Source organism: Azospirillum tabaci, assembly GCF_014596085.1.
GTDB lineage: Bacteria > Pseudomonadota > Alphaproteobacteria > Azospirillales > Azospirillaceae > Azospirillum > Azospirillum tabaci.
On sequence record NZ_JACCJY010000003.1, the window covers coordinates 148,630 to 169,622 of the forward strand.

18 protein-coding genes are annotated in these 20,993 nt (G+C 67.0%); 7 read left to right on the plus strand and 11 right to left on the minus strand.

Annotated features, from left to right (window positions below):
- Positions 1-12 precede the first annotated feature (12 nt).
- Positions 13-939, plus strand: a complete 927-nt coding sequence (locus H0B54_RS05785; RefSeq protein ID WP_188259581.1) for a DMT family transporter — start codon at positions 13-15, stop codon at positions 937-939.
- Between the two features lie 117 nt (positions 940-1,056).
- Positions 1,057-1,455 (plus strand): hypothetical protein, encoded by a 399-nt coding sequence (locus tag H0B54_RS05790; protein ID WP_014197122.1) that lies wholly within the window; start codon positions 1,057-1,059, stop codon positions 1,453-1,455.
- 16 nt (positions 1,456-1,471) lie between these two features.
- Here the strand turns inward: H0B54_RS05790 and H0B54_RS05795 are convergent, their stop codons facing one another.
- The 5 genes from H0B54_RS05795 to rimI all read right to left on the minus strand — a co-directional run bounded on the left by H0B54_RS05795 (position 1,472) and on the right by rimI (position 7,382).
- A complete protein-coding gene (locus H0B54_RS05795) occupies positions 1,472-2,956 on the minus strand; it encodes an alkaline phosphatase D family protein (protein ID WP_188259582.1) in 1,485 nt (494 codons plus the stop codon).
- A 251-nt stretch (positions 2,957-3,207) separates the two neighbouring features.
- Positions 3,208-3,387 carry an anti-sigma factor gene (locus H0B54_RS05800; RefSeq protein ID WP_246472351.1) on the minus strand — a complete coding sequence of 60 codons (180 nt, stop codon included), beginning with the start codon at positions 3,385-3,387 and terminating at the stop codon, positions 3,208-3,210.
- Between the two features lie 380 nt (positions 3,388-3,767).
- Positions 3,768-4,241 carry a sigma-70 family RNA polymerase sigma factor gene (locus H0B54_RS05805; RefSeq protein ID WP_014197118.1) on the minus strand — a complete coding sequence of 158 codons (474 nt, stop codon included), beginning with the start codon at positions 4,239-4,241 and terminating at the stop codon, positions 3,768-3,770.
- Positions 4,242-4,707: 466 nt separating this feature from the next.
- The gene (locus H0B54_RS05810) at positions 4,708-6,189 is read right to left on the minus strand and encodes a RimK family protein (protein ID WP_188259583.1); all 1,482 of its coding nucleotides are present in this window, start codon (positions 6,187-6,189) and stop codon (positions 4,708-4,710) included.
- A complete protein-coding gene (gene rimI, locus H0B54_RS05815) occupies positions 6,189-7,382 on the minus strand; it encodes a ribosomal protein S18-alanine N-acetyltransferase (protein WP_246472352.1) in 1,194 nt (397 codons plus the stop codon). The genes H0B54_RS05810 and rimI overlap by 1 nt, the downstream gene beginning before the upstream one ends.
- 289 nt (positions 7,383-7,671) lie before the next feature.
- On the opposite strand from rimI, the gene H0B54_RS05820 reads away from it, so the two are divergent.
- The 5 genes from H0B54_RS05820 (at position 7,672) to H0B54_RS05840 (ending at position 15,439) form a co-directional block, all read left to right on the plus strand.
- Positions 7,672-10,170: a glycogen/starch/alpha-glucan phosphorylase gene (locus tag H0B54_RS05820; protein ID WP_188259584.1), complete on the plus strand. Its 2,499-nt coding sequence runs from the start codon at positions 7,672-7,674 to the stop codon at positions 10,168-10,170.
- Positions 10,171-10,455: 285 nt separating this feature from the next.
- Positions 10,456-11,469, plus strand: a complete 1,014-nt coding sequence (locus H0B54_RS05825) for an aspartate-semialdehyde dehydrogenase (protein ID WP_188259585.1) — start codon at positions 10,456-10,458, stop codon at positions 11,467-11,469.
- Between the two features lie 166 nt (positions 11,470-11,635).
- On the plus strand, positions 11,636-13,243 hold the full coding sequence (locus tag H0B54_RS05830; protein ID WP_188259586.1) for a peptide chain release factor 3: 1,608 nt from the start codon (positions 11,636-11,638) through the stop codon (positions 13,241-13,243).
- Positions 13,244-13,461: 218 nt separating this feature from the next.
- Entirely contained in the window at positions 13,462-15,039 is a 1,578-nt protein-coding gene (locus H0B54_RS05835) for a sensor histidine kinase (RefSeq protein WP_188259587.1), read from the plus strand.
- On the plus strand, positions 15,032-15,439 hold the full coding sequence (locus H0B54_RS05840; RefSeq protein WP_246472353.1) for a response regulator: 408 nt from the start codon (positions 15,032-15,034) through the stop codon (positions 15,437-15,439). Before H0B54_RS05835 ends, H0B54_RS05840 begins: the two co-directional genes overlap by 8 nt.
- A 10-nt stretch (positions 15,440-15,449) precedes the next feature.
- Here the strand turns inward: H0B54_RS05840 and H0B54_RS05845 are convergent, their stop codons facing one another.
- The 6 genes from H0B54_RS05845 to H0B54_RS05870 form a co-directional block, all read right to left on the minus strand.
- Entirely contained in the window at positions 15,450-16,229 is a 780-nt protein-coding gene (locus H0B54_RS05845) for a LamB/YcsF family protein (RefSeq protein WP_188259588.1), read from the minus strand.
- On the minus strand, positions 16,226-17,323 hold the full coding sequence (locus H0B54_RS05850; RefSeq protein WP_188259589.1) for a 5-oxoprolinase subunit C family protein: 1,098 nt from the start codon (positions 17,321-17,323) through the stop codon (positions 16,226-16,228). The genes H0B54_RS05845 and H0B54_RS05850 overlap by 4 nt, the downstream gene beginning before the upstream one ends.
- Positions 17,320-18,042, minus strand: a complete 723-nt coding sequence (gene pxpB / locus H0B54_RS05855) for a 5-oxoprolinase subunit PxpB (RefSeq protein ID WP_188259590.1) — start codon at positions 18,040-18,042, stop codon at positions 17,320-17,322. Before pxpB ends, H0B54_RS05850 begins: the two co-directional genes overlap by 4 nt.
- An 11-nt stretch (positions 18,043-18,053) precedes the next feature.
- On the minus strand, positions 18,054-19,355 hold the full coding sequence (locus H0B54_RS05860; RefSeq protein WP_188259591.1) for a TRAP transporter large permease: 1,302 nt from the start codon (positions 19,353-19,355) through the stop codon (positions 18,054-18,056).
- Between the two features lie 3 nt (positions 19,356-19,358).
- Complete coding sequence (locus tag H0B54_RS05865; RefSeq protein ID WP_094302485.1) at positions 19,359-19,868, minus strand: TRAP transporter small permease; 510 nt, start codon at positions 19,866-19,868, stop codon at positions 19,359-19,361.
- 123 nt (positions 19,869-19,991) lie between these two features.
- The gene (locus H0B54_RS05870) at positions 19,992-20,978 is read right to left on the minus strand and encodes a TRAP transporter substrate-binding protein (RefSeq protein WP_188259592.1); all 987 of its coding nucleotides are present in this window, start codon (positions 20,976-20,978) and stop codon (positions 19,992-19,994) included.
- Positions 20,979-20,993: the final 15 nt, after the last annotated feature.

A 20,993-nucleotide genomic window follows, 5' to 3' on the forward strand; every position in this document is an offset into this window, starting at 1 on the left:
CGACGGGAGACGATGACCGTGCAAGCGACCACCGCCGCCGCGGGCGGGCGGCCCGATTGGGTGCGCCTGATGCCGGGCGTCTTCGTCCTGCTGTGGAGCACCGGGTTCATCGGCGCCAAATACGGCCTTCCCTACGCGGAGCCGCTGACCTTCCTGCTGGTGCGGCTGGGGCTGGTGGCGGTGATCCTCGGCCTTGTCGCCCTGGTCACCGGCGCGCCCTGGCCGAAGAGCTGGGCCGAGGCCGGACGCATCGCGCTGGCCGGGCTGCTGGTGCACGGCGTCTATCTGACCGGTGTGTTCTGCGCCATCGCGAAGGGCATGCCGGCGGGTGTGACCGCTCTGATCGTCGGCATCCAGCCCCTGCTGACCGCGGCCCTCTCCGGCCCACTGCTGGGCGAGCGGGTGAGCGGGCGGCAATGGGTGGGCTTCCTGATGGGGCTGGCCGGAGTTGGGCTGGTGGTGGGCGAGAAGCTTCACTTCGACTCCACCGACGCGCTGGGCATCGGGCTTGCCCTGGCCGCCCTGCTGGGCATCACCTTCGGCACGCTTTACCAGAAGCGCCACGGCACGGCGATGGACCTGCGCAGCGGTGCCGCCATCCAGTACGCGGCGACGGCGGCGGTGCTGGCGGTGCTGGCCCCGCTGTTCGAGACCATGCGCATCGACTGGACCGGCGAATTCATCTTCGCGCTGCTGTGGCTCAGCTTCGTGCTGTCGGTGGGAGCGATCTTCCTGCTGTTCCTGTTGATCCGGCGCGGCGCGGCGGCGCGCGTGGCGAGCCTGTTCTATCTGGTCCCGCCGGTGACGGCGGTGATCGCCTGGGCGATGTTCGGGGAACGGCTGGGGCTGCTGGCCCTGTCCGGCATGGCGCTGGCGGTCGCCGGGGTCGCCCTGGTCAACCGCAGTGCCGTCAACCGGAACGGCAAGCGCGCGGCCTGACGCCGTGCGCATTGCCTCGGCGGGGCGGTCCGACTATGCTTCCTCGCACCGGCAAAAGATCCGGCGGAGTCCGCTGGTTCAACCACGCTTCGGCAAACCACATCGGAAGTGAGTGTCATGGACGGCCTGGAGCCCATCTCGCTCGATGACAACCAGACCCTGCAGGCCATCGGCATCCTGGCCGACGTTCTGGACGGGGTGGACGGCCCGGGCGGGCTGGACACGGTTCTGGTTTCCAAGGCGCTGCGGCAGGTGATCGCCACCAAGTCCCAGCCGGCCTTCGAATTCGCCACCCGCGCCTTCAACACGCTCGACGCCGACGTGCGCCGTCAGGTGGCGGAGACCGCCGATCAGGCGGCCCACGATTCGGTCGAGCTGCGCGCCCGCGTCGGTGGCTTCCTGGCGACCTCGGCCAAGGCGCCGGGAGCCGGCGGTCCGGCCACGCCGGCGCAGGCCACCAGCTTCCTCAACGCGCTCAATCTGCGCAACCGCCGCCGGTCGCCGCAGTCGGAGTGAGCCGGCCTGGCTCCGGTCAGATCACCTGGGTGTAGCGGTTCGGCTGGCCCTCGGCCGACCAGCGGGCGTGGATCTGCCCCTTGCCGTCGAAGATCAGCGACAGCCAGTTGCGCTGCCGGATGATGCGCTTGCCCGATTCGGGAAAAGGCGGCATTTCGAAGACATAGCCGTTGGGCAGGGTCTCCTTGCGGCCGGCCAGCCATTCCAGGGCGAAGGCGGTGGCCTTGGCGGGCGGCGGATGGACAACCCCCGACGCGATGAGCTGCCAGATCTCCACGCCGCCGCCGCGCAGCACGGCACGCGCGCCCGCGTGGATTTCGCCGGAGACGGAGGTGATCCGGCACCCGGTGCGCCGGGAGAATTCCGCCAGCAGGTCGAGCAGGCGCAGCCACTCCTCGGCGTGGGCCGGGCTGCGCCACTGGTCGCGCAGATCGTCCTCAATCCCGACGCGGACTGGCGACAGGCCGACCGCCCGCTCCATCACCCCGGTGTCGAGGTAGAGCAGTGGTACGCTGGACATCAGGATCAGGTGGCGGCAGCCCTTGAAGCGTTCCAGCCACTCCGGCAGGGCGTCCCACACCCGGTCCGACAGAACGCGGCGGGGGGTGCGGTCGCTGCGCATGTCCAGCGCCAGAACGCCGACGTCGCCCAGCCGAAACCCCTGGCTGAAGGAGTCCAAGGGCGCCCCCCACACGCATTCGGGCTGGGCGTCCTCCATGGCGGCCAGCTGGAACAGCGAGAAATGGCGGCGGGCGGCCGTGTAGGCGCCGCGCCAAGCCGGGGATGTCATCTCCTCGTCGGGGTGGGAACCCCAGCCGTCGAAGATGTCATGGTCGTCCCACATCATCACCGAGGGAATGCGGGCCGTCACCGCCGCGGTTTCCGGCTGGCCCCAGACCCGCAGATAGAGGTCGAAGTAGAAGTCCGCCGCCTCTTCCGCCATGGCGGGGGTGAAGGGCTCCCCCAGGCGGGCGGCATCCGTCCGCTTCTTCCAAGCGCTGAGCAGCGGCGGCTGTCGCCACACCGCATCGGCGTAGAGCTGGTCGCCGCCTTGCAGCAGCAGGTGGAAGCGTTCGCCCTCGTGGCGGCGGCGCAGGTCACCCCACAGGGCGTTGCGCGGCGCGTCCAGCCCGGCGATCTTCTCCTCGTCTTCCGCTCCGTTGCAGGAGACGTAGGCGATCCGCGGCGACGACGTGCGCCCCGGCACGGTCACCGCCCAGGTATCCCCCGGTGATGCGCCGTCGGTGAAGCCATAGGCGGCCTCGACATCGCGGGCGCCGCGCGGAATGGCGAAATCAAAGCGCCAGACGTGCCGGTTGCGCCATTGGGCGAGGTGGCGGGGCGGAACGGGCAGGGTCACGCCGTCCACCCGCAGATCGTAGGGTTCGGCATCGCCCTCCAGCACGAAGAGGGCGGACAGCCACCAGCGGTCGCCTTGCTCTCCCCGGAAATAAAGGACGGGACCCAGAATGATGTTCGGTGCCGGCCTGCCGCGCGCCATGGACGCTGTTCATCCTCTTCGTTCCCGCCGGTCCGGGCGCCCATGGCCCAGCTTCCGTTTCCGCGGCTCCTGTTTATGGGAAAAGCCGCCGGTCTGTAAAAGGGGCAAGCGTTGATCCGAAGGGGGAAGCCGCGTGGAAATGCGGGAGAATCCGCCGCACTGGTGGGAAAGCCGGGGTGCGGGCAAAAAAAGCGGGCGGCCGGATCTCCCGGTCGCCCCTCATGTGACGATGGAACACGGGAATCGGGGGGCTAGCTCTTGCGGCGCTGCCTCAGCAGTTCGAGCATGCGCGCCGGTACCGGTTCCTCCAGCACGGGATCGTAAAGGCGGTGAAGCTCCTCCACATGGCTTCTGTGGAAGGTCACCACGGCCTTCGCGTCGGCATCGTCCTCTACGGACTGCTCGAACTCCTGACGCTCCTTATCGTCCAAGGCACCGTCAAGATATGCGTTGATATGGTTCATCGTCACACGCTTCATATCTTTTGATCCCGGAACGCCTCCGGAGGCCATCCCCCTGAGACGGAAACGATCCGCGACGCAGAGTTCAATATAGTACGGCGGGCACGGCGTCGGGAGTGGTGTCTTACCTCTTCTTATGGGGATGATGCCGATACCGCCAAATGATAGGCGAAGCGTATCCGTTCGTTCCCCGTGGATGTTAGGCCACTCCGCAGCAGCCATACTCGTTTCGCACGCGGGATGTAACAGCCGCTTCCATCGGTTGTTCCGGCGCCGGATTGCCCGGACGCGATAGAAGAATCAACCTGTTGTAAGGTTGCCATACTTCGCGGCGCATTCCCTGCCGTGCCTTAGGCGGCCATCAGGTTGTTCAGCCGCTCACGGGCTCGGCACAAGCGGGACCGGATGGTGCCGATGGAAACGTTCAGCTTCTCGGCGGCTTCCTGATAGGGGCGGCCCTCGATGGCGACCAGCTTCACCACCTTGCGCTGGCTGGGGGTGAGGGCGCCGAAGGCGCGGTCGACGTCGCGGAAGACGAGCCGGGCAATCTGCGAGGCTTCGACCGACATGGCGCCGTCCCACAGTTCCACCTTGGTGACGTGCTTTTCACGCTGGAGATTGTTGAAATGCAGATTCTTCAGCATCGTGGTCAGCCAAGCCTGCATGTTGGTGCCGGGCTCGAAACGATGCTGGCGGGACAGAGCGCGGGCAAGACAGTCCTGGGTGAGATCCTCGGCAGCGCTGACGTCGCGGGTCAACTTGCAGGCATAACGCTGCAGGTTCGGCATGCAACGGATCAGTTCGGCTTCGAAACAATACGCCATTGTTGCTCTTCCTCCAGCTTCTCTTCGTTCGGCGGGGCTGCCGGTCTGTGGTGACGGCGCCCCAGGCCCGAGATTTCAGTTCCGATATTTCGGTTCCCGGAATTTCAATCCGGTTCGATCGCTTATCGACGCGTGGTCCCTTCCGGTGCAGGCATGGGCCGCTCCGGTCTTGTGTTCGTGTCGGTGGCGTAGAATTCGGTGGTGCTGCCTAGCAGTGTCCGGGCGTCGGTCCGGTGCAGCACATCGAGCAGTTCGTCGTCATCAACGGTCTCCCGCTCCCCAGCCTGGGCAACTCCAAAGCCCTGAAAAGCTTCGGTGTTGCTCCCGTTCGTGGTGACGTTGATTTCATAACGCGGGGGGAAGGGGCTTGTTCCCCGGCGGCCACAGCCGAAAACATCTTAGGAGGAGAAGTGTTTGGAATCTGGGGGTCATCCAGACGGATGGGGGAACTGCCCAAACGGGAATTTCAGGTCGCGGAGCTGGGCTTGCGCGGCCGGGACTCCAGACGGCGCAGGAATTCGCCCATGATGAGGCGGTACAGCTCGTCCTTCAGCTTGGCGTCCTCGACGCCGAGGTCGATGCTGGGGTTGTCGTTGATCTCGATGACGAAGACGCCGCGCTCGTTCTGCTTCACGTCCACGCCGTAGAGTCCGTCGCCGATCAGTCCCGCCGCCTTCACCGCGGTTTCGATGACCTCGCGCGGCGCCTCGTCGATGGCCAGCGTGCGGGAGGAGCCCTGCTCGGCGCGGCCGTTTCCGCCGTGCTTAACGATCTGCCAGTGCTTCTTCGCCATCAGATACTGGCAGACATAGATCGGTTGCCGGTTCAGCACGCCGACACGCCAGTCGAATTCCGTGTACATGAATTCCTGGGCCAGGATCACGTCGGACTGCTCGAACAGGCCCTCGGCCGTCGCTTCCAGCTCGCTGCGGGTCTGCACCTTGAAGACGCCGCGGGAAAAGGAGCCGTCCGGAATCTTCAGGACGATAGGGTAGGGGATCTCCTGGTCCAGCGTCGCCAGCCCGCGCTTGTCGAAGATCACCGTCTTCGGCGCCGGGATGCGGTTGGCGCGCAGCAATTCGGCCAGATAGACCTTGTTGGTGCATTTCAGGATCGAGTTCGGATCGTCGATCACCGGCAGGCCTTCCTTCTCCGCCTTCTTGGCGAAGCGGTAGGTGTGGTGGTCGAGATTCGTCGTCTCGCGGATGAACAGCGCGTCGAACTCGGCGAGGCGGGCGTAGTCCTTCTTCTCGATCAGCTCCACCGCGATGCCCAGGCTCTCCCCCGCCTTGACGAATTTCTGGAGAGCGCGCGGGCTGGAGGGGGGAAGCTCCTCCTTCGGGTTGTGCAGGATGGCCAGCGTGTAGCGCGGCGTCGCCTTGGCCGTGGGCTCTCGCCAGGAGGTGCGGGTGTAGGCATCCAGCGCCACCTGGAACAGGGGCTCCTGGTCGGGCCGCAGGTCGGCCAGCGACAATGGCTCCAGGGCATGGACGGTCCAACCCTCCTTCAGCCGCACCTGAACCTTCAACAAGGGACAGCGGAACAGGTCGAAGATCGTCCGGGCGATGTCCTGGAACCGCGCATCGTCGGCCTGGCCGAAGAAGAGGGTGAGGTTGAAGGAGGCTTCCGGCGGATGGTCCATCCGCTTGATGGCCTTGCGCAGCGCCTCCTCCACCTCGGCCAGTTGGGCGCGGTAGAAGGACTTCTGCGACAGGTCCAGGATGGTCCGCACGGAGGGGATCACCCGCTCGCCGCGCGCCTCCGCCAGCAGAGAGACGTAATAGCCGGTGCCCAGATAACGGTAGCTGCGCGACAGGTTCAGCACCCGCGCGCCGCGCGGCGCCTGCTCCGGGCGCGCGATGTAGTCGCGGGCGCTGATCACCGGCAAGCCGTCCTTCGCCCATTTCACGTCCGCCCGGCGGTCGACGACGAGGAGATGCGCGGGCATCAGTCGGCGGACCCATCGGCGGACCCATCGGTGGGCTGGGGACGGAGGAGAAGGGCGGCCTTCAACTGGGCCTTGCCGTAGCGGGCCATGCGCTCGAAGTCGGCTTTCGGGATCGGCATGTTCATCCGGTCGATGTGAGCGTGGTGACGGTCGTACACAAGCGGATCATGAACATAGAGAAAGCGATCGTCGGCACCGGTCACGACGACCCAGTGCGGAAATTTTTCGTGGTAGATCCGGTAGGAGCTGATGAGCACGATGGGGATGGCGCCGCCCGCCACCGCGTCGGCCATGTCCTGGGCGCTCAGGGTGTTGTGGCGGACGGCGGCGCCGCTGCCCTCCAGTTCGTCGAGGAAGTCCTCGTGCACGATGCGCATGACCTCCTTCTTCTCGTCGCTGCGCACGCTGTCCAGGAAGGGGGTGGCGTTGTCTTTGATGTGGATGTCCACCGCGAAGCCGCGCCGCGCCGCCGCCAGCGCCAGACCGAACGGGCCGCAGCCGCCATGGCCGGAGGTCATGAACACGGTCGTCGATTCCCGCCACAGGCGGATCTCCAGTTTCCGCCCCAGCTCGATCTCGGCGGGCTTCAGCGCTTTCATCGCCATCATCAGGGCCGACGGGCCGCAGGTGAAGTCCAGGGTCTGCTGGTAGTAGGGAACCAGAGGCCCGCCCAGCGGCGCGCTGGGACCGCTGTGGCCGAGGCGCTTCTCCAGCCGCAGCGCCTCCATATGGTCTTCATAATAGTCGGTGTAGACGCCGAACTCGCGGTAGCCCGCCTTCTTGTAGAGATCGATGGCCGCGGCGTTGTCGCGCCGCACCTCCAGCCGCAGGTAGATGCAGTCCCGCGACCGGGCCGCCTGCTCCGCCGCGGCGAGGAGGCGCTTGGCGACGCCTTGGCCGCGGTGGTTGGGATCGACGGCGAAGGAGTAGAGCCGGGCGAGCGAGGTCCCGGAATGGAAGGACACCAGGGCGTAGCCGACGACCGTGCCGCTGTGGACTTCCACAAGGCCAGTGGCCTTGGCTTTCGTCAGCAAATATTGAAAACTACGTCGGGTCAGGCGGTCGGTGGCGAAGCACCGTTCCTCAATGGCCAGCAGCGCGGGGATGTCCGCCGGCTGGGCCTGACGGAGCAGGATGGTGGCGTCGCCGGGGAGGTCCTGGCGGGAGCCCGCAGATACGGTATTGTCGAGCATCGGGAGGTTCAAAGAGGCTGACACGGACGCCATCTTACTCCCTCCAGCGGAGCTTCGCAGCGAATACCGACCTTCGGTGCGCTGCGTGGATGGTTTCCGTTTTGGCACAGCGCGTGTGGCACAAGGGTAAGTCTTGGCTGTTGCTCTGGACGAACGGCCTAGCCGATTCGACTGGTTGGGCGCAGCGACTTAAACGTTGCTTAACCATGGACCCCGGAAACTGCCGCCGATGGAAGACCGGCTAAGAAACCGCCGCTCCAGTTGGCCCTGGAAAGAAGAAAGTCAAGACATGGACGCTCGGTATAAGTCCCGCGAGATCGAACGCCGCAGTCTGGATGTCGACGGGCTGAAGCGCTCGTTTCTGGAATGGCTGGTTTATTCCGTCGGCAAGGACGCGCGGGCGGCGACCAGGCGCGACTGGTTCCACACCGTGGCGCTCGCCGTGCGCGACCGCCTCGTGGACCGCTGGATGGACACGACGCGGACCTATTACCAGCAGGACGCCAAGCGCGTTTACTACCTCTCGCTGGAATTCCTGATCGGCCGCCTGCTGACCAACAGCCTCGCCAACCTCGGCATCACCGACCAGTGCCGCCAAGCGCTCGACCGCATCGGCCTGAATCTCGACGACGTGGTGGAGGCTGAGCCGGACGCGGCGCTCGGCAACGGCGGCCTCGGCCGTCTGGCCGCCTGCTTCCTTGACAGCATGGCGTCGGAAGCGCTGCCCGGCTACGGCTACGGCATCCGCTACGAGTTCGGCCTGTTCGAGCAGCGCTTCGAGCATGGCTGGCAGGTCGAGTATCCGGAGCAGTGGCTGCAGTTCGGCAACCCGTGGGAGTTCCCGCGTCCGGAGGTGCTGTATCCGGTCCAGTTCTACGGCCGCGTCGAGGAGTTCCGGGATTCGGTGGGCGAGCGCGCCTACCGCTGGGTCGATGCCGAGCGCGTGCTGGCCATGGCCTACGACACGCCGGTGGTCGGCTACGGCGGGGACACGATCAACACGCTGCGCCTGTGGTCGGCCCGTGCCACGCGCGACTTCAACTTCGGCCACTTCAACGACGGCGCCTACATGAAGGCGGTCGAGCAGAAGGTGCTGACCGAGAATCTGAGTCGCGTCCTCTACCCGAACGACGCGACGGAGGGCGGCAAGGAGCTGCGGCTGAAGCAGGAGTATTTCTTCACCTCCGCCTCGCTGCAGGACATCCTGCGCCGTTATCTGCAGCACCATTCCAACTTCGACAGCCTGCCGGACAAGGCGGCGATCCAGCTCAACGACACGCATCCGGCCATCGGCATCGCCGAGCTGATGCGGCTGCTGGTGGACCAGCACGGCGTCACCTGGGACAAGGCGTGGGACATCACCCGCGCGACCTTCTCCTACACCAACCACACGCTGCTTCCGGAGGCGCTGGAGGCGTGGCCGGTCCGCATGATGGAGCGCGTGCTGCCGCGCCACATGCAGATCATCTACGAGATCAACGCCAAGTTCCTGAACCGCTCCAAGGCGCGGGCGGCGGGCGACAACGGACGGCTGTCCCGCCTGTCGCTGATCGACGAGCGCGGCGACCGCCGGGTGCGCATGGGCAATCTGGCCTTCCTCGGCTCGCACAAGGTCAACGGCGTGTCGGCCCTGCACACCGAGCTGATGAAGCAGACCGTCTTCGCCGACTTCCACGCGGAGTTCCCGGAGCGCATCAACAACAAGACCAACGGCATCACCCCGCGCCGCTGGCTGCATCAGGCGAACCAGCCGCTGGCCGCGCTGATCACCAGCCGCATCGGCAACGGCTGGATCAAGGACCTCAGCCAGATCAGCGCGCTGGCGGAAAAGGCCGACGATCTGGTCTTCCGCGAGGAGTTCCGCCGCGCCAAACGCAAAAACAAGAAGCGGCTGGCCGCCTACATCGCGCGCCAGACCGGGGTGGACGTGCAGGTCGACAGCCTGTTCGACGTGCAGGTCAAGCGCATGCACGAGTACAAGCGCCAGCTCCTGAACATCCTCCAGGCGATCGCGCTGTACAACGAGATGCGCGACAACCCGACGGTCGCCTGGGTGCCGGTGACCAAGATCTTCGCCGGCAAGGCGGCGCCGAGCTATCACATGGCGAAGCTCATCATCAAGCTCATCAACGATGTGGCGAAGGTGGTGAACCACGATCCGTCGGTGCACGACAACCTGAAGATCGTGCTGCTGCCGAACTACAACGTGACGGCGGCGGAGATCATCATGCCGGCGGCGGACCTGTCGGAGCAGATCTCCACCGCGGGCATGGAGGCATCGGGCACCGGCAACATGAAGCTGGCCCTGAACGGCGCGCTGACCATCGGCACGCTGGACGGCGCCAACGTCGAGATCCGCGAGCATGTCGGCGAGGACAACATCTTCATCTTCGGCCTGACCGCCGAGGAGGTGAACGACCTGCGGGCCAGCGGCGGCTTCAATCCACGGGAGGTCATCGCCTCCAACCCCAGCCTGAAGCGGGCGCTGGACATGATCTCCACCGGTGTCTTCTCGCCGGACGATCCCCACCGCTACCACCCGATCCTCCAGGCGTTGACCGACGGCGGCGACCATTTCCTGGTGACGGCGGACTTCGCCGACTATTGCCAGGCGCAGCAGGCGGCCATGGACCTCTACCGCGACCAGGAGGAATGGACCCGCAAGGCCATCCTGAACACCGCCAACATGGGCTGGTTCTCGTCCGACCGCACCATCATGGAATACGCGACGGAGATCTGGGACGTGCATCCCGTGAAGCCGGAGCATCCCGCCGAATCCGAGGGCTGACGCCGGCCCGCCAGAAAGTGGACAAAAATTGTTCTGCGAAGGCGCGGGCGCTTTACAAGCCCCGCGCCTTTCGTTTATCTAACGAGTTATGAATCGCTCGCTCGCCATCACCACCACCACTACCAAAACGACCCGCTCCGGCGGGCCGTCGGACGGTGGCGTGCGTTGATCGAGTAAGACGCTTCACCCACCACGAAGGCCCCGCCGGACACGGACGGGGCCTTGGTGCATCTGGGGCCGCCGTCCACGCTCGATCCGGGCAAGACCAAAGGACGGACCACACCCATGAGCACCTCTTCTCCTTCTCCCCGCCGCGTCGCCATCGTCGGTGCCACGGGCGCCGTCGGCCGCGAGATGGTCGATGTTCTTCACCGCCGTTCGTTCCCGGTCGCGGAACTCGGCCTGTTCGCGTCGGAGCGCAGCGCCGGCCGCACGGTCGAGACCCCGTTCGGCGAGAAGACTCTCGTGGCGTTCGACGTCGAGAAGGTGAAGGGCTACGACATCGTCCTGCTCGCCGTGTCCGGTGATTTCGCCAAGGAGCACGCGCCGGCCATCGCCGCGGGCGGGGCGCTGGTGATCGACAACTCCTCGGCCTTCCGCTACGACGACAACGTCCCGCTGATCGTGCCGGAGATCAACGCCCACGCCATGGGCGACGCCAAGCTGATCGCGAATCCCAACTGCACCACCGCCATCGCCGTCGTGGCGCTCGGCCCGCTGCACAAGGCCTTCGGCCTGAAGCGCGTGATCGTCTCCACCTATCAGGCGACCAGCGGCGCCGGTGCGGAGGGCATGGCCGAGCTTGAGGAACAGACCCGCAACCAGCTCGACGGCAAGCCGGTCGTCAACAGCGTGTTCCGCCACCCGATCCCCTTCAACCTGATCCCCCAGATCGACGCCTTCCAGGAGAACGGCTACACGAAGGAGGAGATGAAGGTGACCTGGGAGACCCGGAAGATCCTGGAGATCCCGGACCTGCCGGTGAGCTGCACCGCGGTGCGCATTCCGACCTACCGCGCCCATTCCGAGGCGATCACGGTCGAGACGCTGTCGCCGGTCACCCCGGACGCCGCCCGCGCCGTGCTGGCCGACGCCCCGGGCGTGGTGGTGAAGGACGTGCCGGCGGACGGCGTCTACCCGATGCCGATCAACGCCACCGGCCAGTTCGACGTCGAGGTGGGCCGCATCCGCACCAGCCTGATCTTCGGCGACCACGGCCTCGACCTGTTCGTCTGCGGCGACCAGTTGCTGAAGGGCGCTGCGCTCAACGCCGTGCAGATCGCCGAGCTGAGCCTGTAAGGCACACCGGAATCCTTCATCCTTCCTTCCTCTCGGTGGGAGGGATGAAGGCTGGAATGGGCCGGTCTTCGCTGCTATCTATACGTCCGTACGAAGAGGGCCGTGGGGCGTTCCGCCTCCCGGCCCTCTTCGCCGTTGTCTGCACCGCTGAGTTACGGGAACGCGCATGTCCGAGCTTCTGGACGCTGTTTCCCGGCGTCGAACCTTCGCGATCATCGCGCACCCCGACGCCGGCAAGACCACCCTCACCGAAAAGCTGCTGCTGTTCGGCGGCGCCATCCAGATGGCCGGCGCCGTCAAGGCCCGCGGCGAGCAGCGCCGCGCCAAGTCGGACTGGATGAAGGTGGAGCGCGAGCGCGGCATCTCCGTGACCGCCTCCGTCATGACCTTCGATTACGAGGGGCGCACCTTCAACCTGCTGGACACGCCGGGCCACGAGGACTTCTCGGAGGACACCTACCGGACGCTGACCGCGGTGGACAGCGCCGTCATGGTGATCGACGGCGCGAAGGGCATCGAAAGCCAGACCCTGAAGCTGTTCGAGGTCTGCCGCCTGCGCGACGTGCCCATCGTGACCTTCTGCAACAAGATGGACCGCGAGGCCCGCGACCCCTTCGACCTCATCTCCGAGATCGAAAGCTCGCTGGCGCTGGAGGTCACCCCGGCGAGCTGGCCCATCGGCATGGGCCGCGACTTTCTGGGCTGCTACGACCTGATCCGCGACCGCCTGATCCTGATGGACCGCACCAAGGGCGACGAGATCGACGACGGCATCGAGTGCAACGGCCTCGACGACCCGCGCCTCGATGAGCTGCTGCCGGCCCACGCCGTGGCGAAGCTGCGCGAGGATGTGGAGATGGCCCGCGGGCTGATGCCGCCCTTCGACCTGGAAGCCTACCGCGCCGGCCACCTCACGCCGATCTATTTCGGCTCGGCCATCAACAACTTCGGCGTGCGCGAACTTCTCCAGGGCTTGGCCGATAACGCCCCGCCGCCGCGCCCCCAGCCGGCGGAGCAGCGCTCGGTGCAGCCGGACGAGGGCAAGTTCAGCGGCTTCGTGTTCAAGGTCCAGGCCAACATGGACCCGAACCATCGCGACCGCATCGCCTTCGTGCGCATCTGCTCCGGCAAGTTCAAGCGCGGGGCCAAGCTGAAGCATGTCCGTTCGGGCAAGCTGATGGCGGTGAACAACGCCGTGCTGTTCCTGGCCCGCGACCGCGAGCTGGCGGAAGAGGCATGGCCCGGCGATATCATGGGCATCCCCAACCACGGCAGCTTGCGCATCGGCGACACGCTGACCGAGGGCGAGGATCTGCGCTTCACCGGCGTGCCGAGCTTCGCGCCGGAACTGCTCCAGCGCGTCCGGCTGGAAGACCCGATGCGGGTCAAGCACCTGCGCAAGGCGCTGGAGCATTTCGCGGAGGAGGGGGCTTCGCAGGTGTTCAAGCCGCTGACCGGAGCGGATTGGGTGGTCGGCGTGGTCGGCCAGCTCCAGTTCGAGGTGCTGGCCGCCCGCATCGAGGCGGAGTACGGCCTCGCCGCCCGCTTCGAGGGGGCGGGGGTGGACGCCGCCCGCTGGATCGAGACGGACGACGAAGACCAGCTCAAGAAGTTCCTCGACCTCAACCGCTCGGCGGCGGCGGAGGATCATGACGGGGCGCTGGTATTCCTGGCCCGCAATGCCTGGCACCTGAACCGCACGCAGGAGGATTTTCCAGCCCTGCGCTTCCTGAAGACCCGCGAGCAAAACCGCAAGGTGCACACCGCGGCGTAACGTTCATCCAGAACCATGCGGAGCGCGCTGACCATTGACTGGCATCGCGTTCCGCGTGTTGCTCCATCTCTCCGATTCGAGTAGCGTTTGCTGATGCAGCCTCCGCGGCATGGTGCCGCAAGGCTTTGTGCTCCAAGGATTTGTGGCGAGATTAGAGAAACGGCGGCATCTCCGGACCCGGCTGGACCGCGGACGGTGACCGAAAAATGAGGGGCGGCATGTTCGGTGGCGTGGAAGCCTTCTTCGACACCAGCGCGTACTTGCCTCACGGCGTGTGCCTGTTCTGGCGTCCGGAAATCCTGACCCTGCACATCGTGTCCGATGTGCTGACTGGCCTCTCCTATTACTCGATTCCGGTGGCGCTGCTCTACTTCGTGCTGAAACGCCGCGACGTCGCTTTCACTTGGGTCATCTGGCTGTTCGCTGCCTTCATCCTGGCCTGCGGCACGACGCATTTCTTCAGCCTGTGGACCTTGTGGTACCCAGACTATGCCGTGGAAGGCATCGTCAAGGCGCTGACCGCGCTGGTGTCCGTGCTGACCGCCGTCGCCTTGTGGGTGCAGATGCCCAAAGCGCTCGCTCTGCCCAGCGCCACGCAACTCGCCGATGCCAACGGAGCCCTCCGGCGCGAGGTCGAGATCCGGCGTCAGGCGGAACTGCGCTACGCCAGCTTCTTCAACAATCTGGCGGAGGGCCTTTTCGTCGTCACGGTGCTGCCGGATGGAGCCTTCGCCTTCGACACGCTGAACCCCGCCCACGCGCGGGCGACCGGCATCGACCCGGACACCATCCGCGGTCGGCTGGTCCGTGAGGCCGTGCCGCCGGACACCGCCGAGTTGGTGATCGAACGCTACAGCGCCTGCGTCGCCGCGGGTGGCCCGATCGATTACGAGGAGACGCTGGATCTCCCAATCGGGCGGCGCACCTGGCACACCGTTCTGGTGCCGGTTCGCGGCGAGGACGGGCAGGTGGTCCAGATCCTGGGCAGTTCCCGCGACATCACCGACCGCAAGAGGCTTCAGGAGGAGTTGGTCCAGACCTCCAAGCTGGCGACCCTCGGCACGCTCGCCGCCGGCATGGCCCATGAGATGAGCCAGCCCCTGAACATCATCCGGATCTGGGCAGAGAACGCCCTGTCGCGCCTGCGCGACGGCGACACCGACACCGCGCGCCTCGACAAGGTGCTGACGATCATGTCGGAACAGGCGGAGCGCATGGGCCGCATCATCGACCACATGCGCACCTTCAGCCGCCGCGATGGCGCCACCCAGCGCTTCGACCCTGCGGCCAGCGTCCGGTCCGCCGTCGAACTGGTGTCCAATCAGTTCGCCCTGGAAAACATCGAGGTCGTGAGCGACATTCCGGCCATCGACTGCGTCACGCGCGGGCGCCCCCTGCAGTTGGAGCAGGTGCTGGTCAACCTGCTGTCCAACGCGCGCGACGCCATTCTGGAATGGCGCGCCGACCCCAACGGGTCGCCCGCCGCAGGGCGGATCGCCGTTGGGATGCGCTGCGACCTGACCGCTGGGAGGGCCGTCATCACCATCACTGACGATGGCGGCGGCATCGATCCGGACATCCTGCCGAGCATCTTCGACCCCTTCTTCACGACCAAGGAGGTCGGGAAGGGGTCCGGGCTTGGCCTGTCCATCGGTTATGGCATCGTCGATTCCATGGGTGGGCGGATTGATGCGGAGAATGTCGATCACGGAAACGGCAGCCGTGGCGTCCGTTTCACCATAACCGTGCCGGTGTTCCATCCCTCCGCTCAGAACGTGGAGCGCGCTCATGCCTGACCCTGTCCCCGCTCCGTTGCACGTTCTGGTGGCCGAGGACGAAGCCCTGGCCGCCATGGCGTTGGAGGATTTCCTGTCCCGCAAGGGATTCCGGGTGACCCTGGCCCAGGACGGGCAGGAGGGGCTGGAGCGTTACAGCGCCGACCCCGCCGACCTCGTCATCACCGATCTGCGCATGCCGCGGATGGACGGCCGCGCCCTGATCCGCGAACTGCGGATCAGGGCCGCCGGGCTGCCGATCCTGGTGATGACCGGCTTCCTGTCGATGGAAGCGGGGGAGGACGACCTGACGTCCGAGCGTTGGCAGCCGCTGGTGGTGTTGCGCAAGCCGGTCAGCCCGCAGGTGATCCTCGACACGCTCACCAGCCTCGCCCGAGCGGCGAAGCTGCGGCCCGTATGATCAACCCTTCTTAGAAGCGATCCCGCATCTCCGGCAGGGGGACGATGCGGACCCCCTTGGCCTCCAGCGTCCGGCGCAGGTTGCCTGCCATGGCCACCGCGCTCGGCTCATCGCCGTGGACGCAGACGGAATGGACGGTGCAGGGAATGCGCTTGCCGGTGACCGACAGGATCACGCCTTCCTCCAGCATGCGCAGGACGTTGGCGGCCGCTACGTCCGGGTCGTGGACCATTGCGCCGGGCTGGCCGCGCGGCACGAGGTTGCCGTTGTCGTCGTAGGCGCGGTCGGCGAAGACCTCCTCCGCCGTGGGCAGGCCCAGCGTGCGCCCGGCCCGCGCCATCTCCGAGCCGGCGGTGGCGAGGTAGATCAGCGAGGGATCGACGCCCTTGATCGCCCGCCCGATCGCCAGGGCCAACCCCTCGTCCACCGCCGCCATGTTGTTCAGCGCGCCGTGCGCCTTCACGTGGGTGACGGTCCCGCCGGCGGTGGCGGCGATGCCCATCAGCGCGCCGATCTGATAGGCGACCATCGCCTCCACCTCCGCCGCCGACATCCGCAGAGGGCGGCGCCCGAAGCCCTGAAGGTCGGGGTAGGAGGGGTGGGCGCCCAGGCTGACGCCCTTCGCCACCGCGTTGCGGACGGTCCGGGTCATCACCAGCGGGTCACCGGCGTGGAAGCCGCAGGCGATGTTGGCGGAGGCGACGATGCCCAGCATGGAGTCGTCGTCGCCGATGTCGTAGGCGCCGAAGCCCTCGCCCAGATCGGCGTTCAGGTTCACGGTGATGGTCATGGTGCCCTCCCGCACATTTGTTCTCGGTTCAGGATGTCGCCGTTGCCGTTGACGATGTCGACGACCCCGGACACGAGGTTTTCCGCGTAGAGCGCCTCCAGATCGACGCCGCCCGCCGGGCGCACCGGACGGATGGCGCGGACCCAGGCCGCGATGGTCTGTTCCTGGCGCCGCCGGACGGCCTCCGCCTCCTCCACCGTGACGGCCCGGAAGCTCAGGGCGCCGCCGGGGCTCAGCCGGCCGACGCGGGGCAGGTCGGCGGAGATCACCGTGGCGATCTTCGCGTAGCCGCCCGCCGTCTGGTGATCGTTCAGCAGAAGGATCGGCTGGCCGTTGCCCGGCACCTGGATCGAGCCGGTGACCAGCCCGTCCGACGGGATGTCGGCGGAGCCGGTGTGGGCCAGCGTCGGACCGTCGAGCCGCAGGCCCATGCGGTCGGCGTCCTTGCCGACGCGGTAAGTGGCCGACAGGAAGGTCTCCACCGCCTCGGCCGTGAAGCGGTCCTCCTGCGGGCCGAGCACCACCCGCACCGGCCCGCCGCCATAGTCCGGAGGCTCCGGCAACTCGACGTCGGCGCCGGGCGGGGCGTCGTTACGATGGAGCGGCAGGCGCGTTCCGTCGCCCAGCGGCTTGCCGCCGAGCGGTCCGATACCGGCGCGCACGTAGGTGGACAGGCTGCCCAGGAACGGCTCCAGGGCGAAGCCGCCGGCCACCGTCAGGTAGGCAACCGCCGCCCCGGTGACGGCGCCCAGCTTCAGAATGTCGCCGCGCGCCAGCGTGTGGCTGCGGTGGGATTCCAGCGGCTGGGCCGATTGACCCTCGCGCTCCAGGCTCAGCGCCATGGAGCCGACGACAGCGACGCGCACGCTGTCGGCCTCCACCTTCAGCGCTGGACCGAGCAGGGCGATTTCCACCCCCGCCGTGCCCGCCGGGTTGCCGACCAGTGCGTTGGCGAGGCGCAGGCCGATGGGGTCGAGCGCGCCGGCCACCGGCATGCCGAGTTCCTGATGGCCGAAGCGGCCCAGGTCCTGGATGGTGGCGAACAGCCCCGGCCGGACGACCGTGAGGCAGGGCGTGAGGCAGGGCGTGCTCATGGCGTGGCCCTCAGCGTGTCGGAATCGAAGCGTCCGGCGGCGGCGGCGGCGGACAGGGCGTCGAAGCGGGCGCGGTCCACCGCCTCGAACCGCACCCGGTCGCCCGCGGCGAGCAGGACCGGGGAGGGGCGGGCGCCGTCGTAGAGCGGCACCGGACAGCGCCCGATCAGGTGCCAGCCGCCGGGGCTCTCCCACGGATAGACGGTGGTCAGCCGCCCGGCGGTGGCGACCGAGCCCGCCGGCACGCGGACCCTCGGCTCGCTGCGCCGCGGCTTTTCCAGCTCCGCCGGCAGGTCGCCCATGTAGGCGAAGCCCGGCATGAAGCCCAGCATGTAGACGAAATACTCCGTCGACCCGTGGAGGGCGATCAGCCGATCCGCCGACAGACCGAGCGCGGCGGACAGCTCCGCGAGGTCCGGCCCCAGATCCGCGTCGTAGCAGACCGGCAGGCGCCACAGGGTGCCTTCGGCCCGCGCGTCCGCAGCATGGGCCAGTTCCGCCTCGACGGCCGCCTGGACCTCCCGGCGGCTGGTCACCGCCGGGTCGTAGACGACCTGGAGCGAGCGGAAGGTCGGCACCGTCTCCACCAGTCCCGGCAGGGCGGCCAGCTTCAGCCGGGCGTGCAGAGCCATGACGCGGGCGTTGGTAGGGCGGTCGATGCCCTCTCCGAACTCCACGTTGAAGGCCGTGTCGCCCGCCGTGGTGAAACGGACGTCCATGATGCCGCTCCTCACCCGATCATCAGCGAAGGGAGCCACGTCACCATGCCCGGGAAGATCCAGAGCAGGGCCACCATGACGATCATCAGCACGAAGAAGGGCAGGCTGGCCTTGGCGATGGTGAAGATGTTCTTGCCCGTCATCGATTGCAGGACGAACAGGTTGAAGCCCACCGGCGGCGTGATCTGCGCCATCTCCACCACGATGATGATGTAGATGCCGAACCACAGCAGGTCGATACCGGCGTTCTGCACCATCGGCAGGATGACCGAAGTGGTCAGCACGACCATCGAGATGCCGTCGAGGAAGCAGCCCATGACGATGAAGAACAGCGTCAGCACGATCAGCAGCGCCGCGTTGGACAGCTGCATGGAGGTGATCCATTCCGCCAGCAGGCGCGGGATGCCGGTGTAGCCCATGGCGACGGTCAGGAAGGCCGCTCCCGCCAGGATGAAGCCGATCATGCAGGAGGTGTGCGCCGCACCCAGGACGCTGTCGCGGAAGGTCGCCCAGCTCATCGTGCCGGTGACCATGGCCAGCACCAGCGATCCCAGCACGCCGATCCCCGCGGCCTCCGTCGGCGTGGCGACGCCCGCGTAGATGGAGCCGAGCACCGCGGCGATCAGGAGCATGACCGGGATCAGCGACCCGGTGTCGCGGATCTTCTCGGCGAAGCTCTGCCGTGCTTCCCGCGCCGGCACCCGGTCGGGATTCAGCAGCGACCAGCCGCCCACATAGGCCATGAACAAACCGGTCAGCACGATGCCCGGGATGACGCCCGCGATGAACAGCCGGGCGATGGACACATCCGCGGCCACGCCGTAGACGATCATGATGATCGACGGCGGGATCAGCAGGCCCAGCGTGCCGGCCCCGGCCAGCGAGCCGACGATCATCATCGGGTCGTAGCCGCGCCGGGTCAGTTCCGGGATGGTCATCCGCCCGATGGTCGCGGCGGTCGCCGCGGAGGAACCGGAGACGGCGGCGAAGATCGAGCAGCCGACGATGTTGACGTGCATCAGCCGCCCCGGCAGCCAGCCCGTCCATGGCGCGAGCCCCTTGAACATGTCGGACGAGATGCGGGTGCGGAACAGGATCTCGCCCATCCAGATGAACAAGGGCAGGGCGGTCAGGGTCCAGCTCGTGCTGGCGCCCCAGATGTTGGTCGCCATGACCATGCCGACGGGGCGGGTGGTGAACAGCGCCATGGCGACGAAGCCGACGCCGGCGAGCGCCAGGGCCACCCAAATGCCGGTCCCCAGCATCAGAAGCATCGTCACCACGACGACGATGGATGCGGTCGTCTGGTCCATCGGTCAGCCCTCGCTCTGCATGCCGGCGCTTTGATAGGACGCCTCGCGTCCCTGGATCACCGCCAGCAGGTCGTCCAGGAAAGCGACCACGAGGATCACCAGCCCGACACCCATGGCGGCCTGCGGAATCCACAGCGGGATGGGCAGCACGCCCTGTCCCAGATCGCCGAAATCGTAGGAATCGTAAGTCATGCGCAGCCAGTACCACGCGAAATAGCCGCTCAGCGCCGTGCCGAAGCCAAGGCAGATCAGCTCCACGACACGCCGGGGGCCGCCGCGCAGGCGGTCGACCAGCACGCCGACGCGGATATGCGCGCCGCGGCGCAGCGCCGGACCGAGCATGAGGAAGAAGGAGGCGGCCATGCAGTAGCCGGCCAGTTCGTCGGCTCCCGGCACCATGCTGTTGGCCAGCCGGGCGAAGACCTGGGACACGATCAGCACGGCGATCAGCACCAGGAACACCGCGCCCAGAATCTCGGCGGCGCGGTAAAGGAAGGTCAATGCGGTGCGCATGGCGCGACCACCTCCGGGTAGAACGGGCGGGGGATTTTTTTGGTGGTGGGCGTATTACCCGCACCCGGGCCCTCCCCCGCTAACGCAGGGGAGGGCCCGGGTGCGGGCCAGCGTCGCCGCCGCTTACTTCCGGAAGGCCGAAACAATCGCCTCGCCGTCGGCGCCGGCGGCCTTGGTCCATTCCTCGGTCATCGTCTTGCCGATGGCGGCGAAGCCGTCCTTGATCGCCGGGGTCGGGGTCAGCACCTTCATGCCGTTGCCGGACAGCGTCTTGTTCAGCTCCACCGTCTTCTTCTCCCACTCGGTCCAGCCGGTGGCCTCGGCCTTGGCGGCGGCCTGCTCGACGGCCTTCTTCGTGGCGTCGTCCAGGCCCTTCCAGACCTCAGTGCTGACGAACACCATGTTGCGCGGCAGCCAAGCCTGCACGTCGTAATAGACGTTCACGAAATCCCACGCCTTGGTGTCCACGCCGGTGGCGGCGGACGTCATCATGGCGGTGACGATGCCGGTGCCGAAAGCCTGCGACACCTCGGCGGCCTCGATCTTGGTCGGCACGGCGCCGGCCAGTTCGGCGATGCGGGTGGTGGCCGGGTTGTAGGCGCGGAACTTCTGCCCCTTCAGGTCGGCGACAGAGGCGATCTCCTGCTTCACGTAGAGGCCCTGCGGCGGCCACGGGATCGAGTAGAGGAGCTTCAGGCGCTGACGCTCCAGCTTCTTCTCCAAGTAGGGCTTCGACGCCTCGTAGAGCTTCTTGGAGGCAGCGAAGTCGGTCGCCAGGAAGGGCACGGAATCGAGGCCGTAGAGCGGATCCTCGTTCGCCCAGGAGCTGATCAGCACCTCGCCGAGCTGGGCCTGGCCCGACTGGACGGCGCGCTTGATCTCCGGATGCTTGACCAGCGAGCCGTTGGAATGAACGGTGATCTGGATCTTGCCGTTGGTCGCCGCCTTCACGTCCTCGGCGAACTGGCGCACCGTGATGGTGTGCAGGTTCGTGTCGGGGTAGGGGGTCGGCATGTCCCAGGTCTCGGCAAAGGCCGCGACCGGGGTGGCGCAGAGGCCGATGCCGAAGGCGGCGGCGGCGAGGCGGGTACGCAGGGTGATCGCGGTCATGTGATGAAGCTCCCT

Excerpts from the sequence above, each read along its gene's own strand:
- H0B54_RS05785 (WP_188259581.1), top strand. The coding sequence starts at position 13 with ATGACCGTGCAAGCGACCACCGCCGCCGCGGGCGGGCGGCCCGATTGG.
- H0B54_RS05810 (WP_188259583.1), bottom strand. The coding sequence starts at position 6,189 with ATGCCCGCGCATCTCCTCGTCGTCGACCGCCGGGCGGACGTGAAATGG.
- H0B54_RS05825 (WP_188259585.1), top strand. The coding sequence starts at position 10,456 with ATGAGCACCTCTTCTCCTTCTCCCCGCCGCGTCGCCATCGTCGGTGCC.
- H0B54_RS05820 (WP_188259584.1), top strand. The coding sequence starts at position 7,672 with ATGGACGCTCGGTATAAGTCCCGCGAGATCGAACGCCGCAGTCTGGAT.
- pxpB (WP_188259590.1), bottom strand. The coding sequence starts at position 18,042 with ATGGACGTCCGTTTCACCACGGCGGGCGACACGGCCTTCAACGTGGAG.
- H0B54_RS05870 (WP_188259592.1), bottom strand. The coding sequence starts at position 20,978 with ATGACCGCGATCACCCTGCGTACCCGCCTCGCCGCCGCCGCCTTCGGC.
- H0B54_RS05860 (WP_188259591.1), bottom strand. The coding sequence starts at position 19,355 with ATGGACCAGACGACCGCATCCATCGTCGTCGTGGTGACGATGCTTCTG.
- H0B54_RS05790 (WP_014197122.1), top strand. The coding sequence starts at position 1,057 with ATGGACGGCCTGGAGCCCATCTCGCTCGATGACAACCAGACCCTGCAG.
- H0B54_RS05835 (WP_188259587.1), top strand. The coding sequence starts at position 13,462 with ATGTTCGGTGGCGTGGAAGCCTTCTTCGACACCAGCGCGTACTTGCCT.
- H0B54_RS05865 (WP_094302485.1), bottom strand. The coding sequence starts at position 19,868 with ATGCGCACCGCATTGACCTTCCTTTACCGCGCCGCCGAGATTCTGGGC.
- rimI (WP_246472352.1), bottom strand. The coding sequence starts at position 7,382 with ATGCTCGACAATACCGTATCTGCGGGCTCCCGCCAGGACCTCCCCGGC.
- H0B54_RS05795 (WP_188259582.1), bottom strand. The coding sequence starts at position 2,956 with ATGGCGCGCGGCAGGCCGGCACCGAACATCATTCTGGGTCCCGTCCTT.
- H0B54_RS05805 (WP_014197118.1), bottom strand. The coding sequence starts at position 4,241 with ATGGCGTATTGTTTCGAAGCCGAACTGATCCGTTGCATGCCGAACCTG.
- H0B54_RS05840 (WP_246472353.1), top strand. The coding sequence starts at position 15,032 with ATGCCTGACCCTGTCCCCGCTCCGTTGCACGTTCTGGTGGCCGAGGAC.
- H0B54_RS05845 (WP_188259588.1), bottom strand. The coding sequence starts at position 16,229 with ATGACCATCACCGTGAACCTGAACGCCGATCTGGGCGAGGGCTTCGGC.
- H0B54_RS05850 (WP_188259589.1), bottom strand. The coding sequence starts at position 17,323 with ATGAGCACGCCCTGCCTCACGCCCTGCCTCACGGTCGTCCGGCCGGGG.
- H0B54_RS05830 (WP_188259586.1), top strand. The coding sequence starts at position 11,636 with ATGTCCGAGCTTCTGGACGCTGTTTCCCGGCGTCGAACCTTCGCGATC.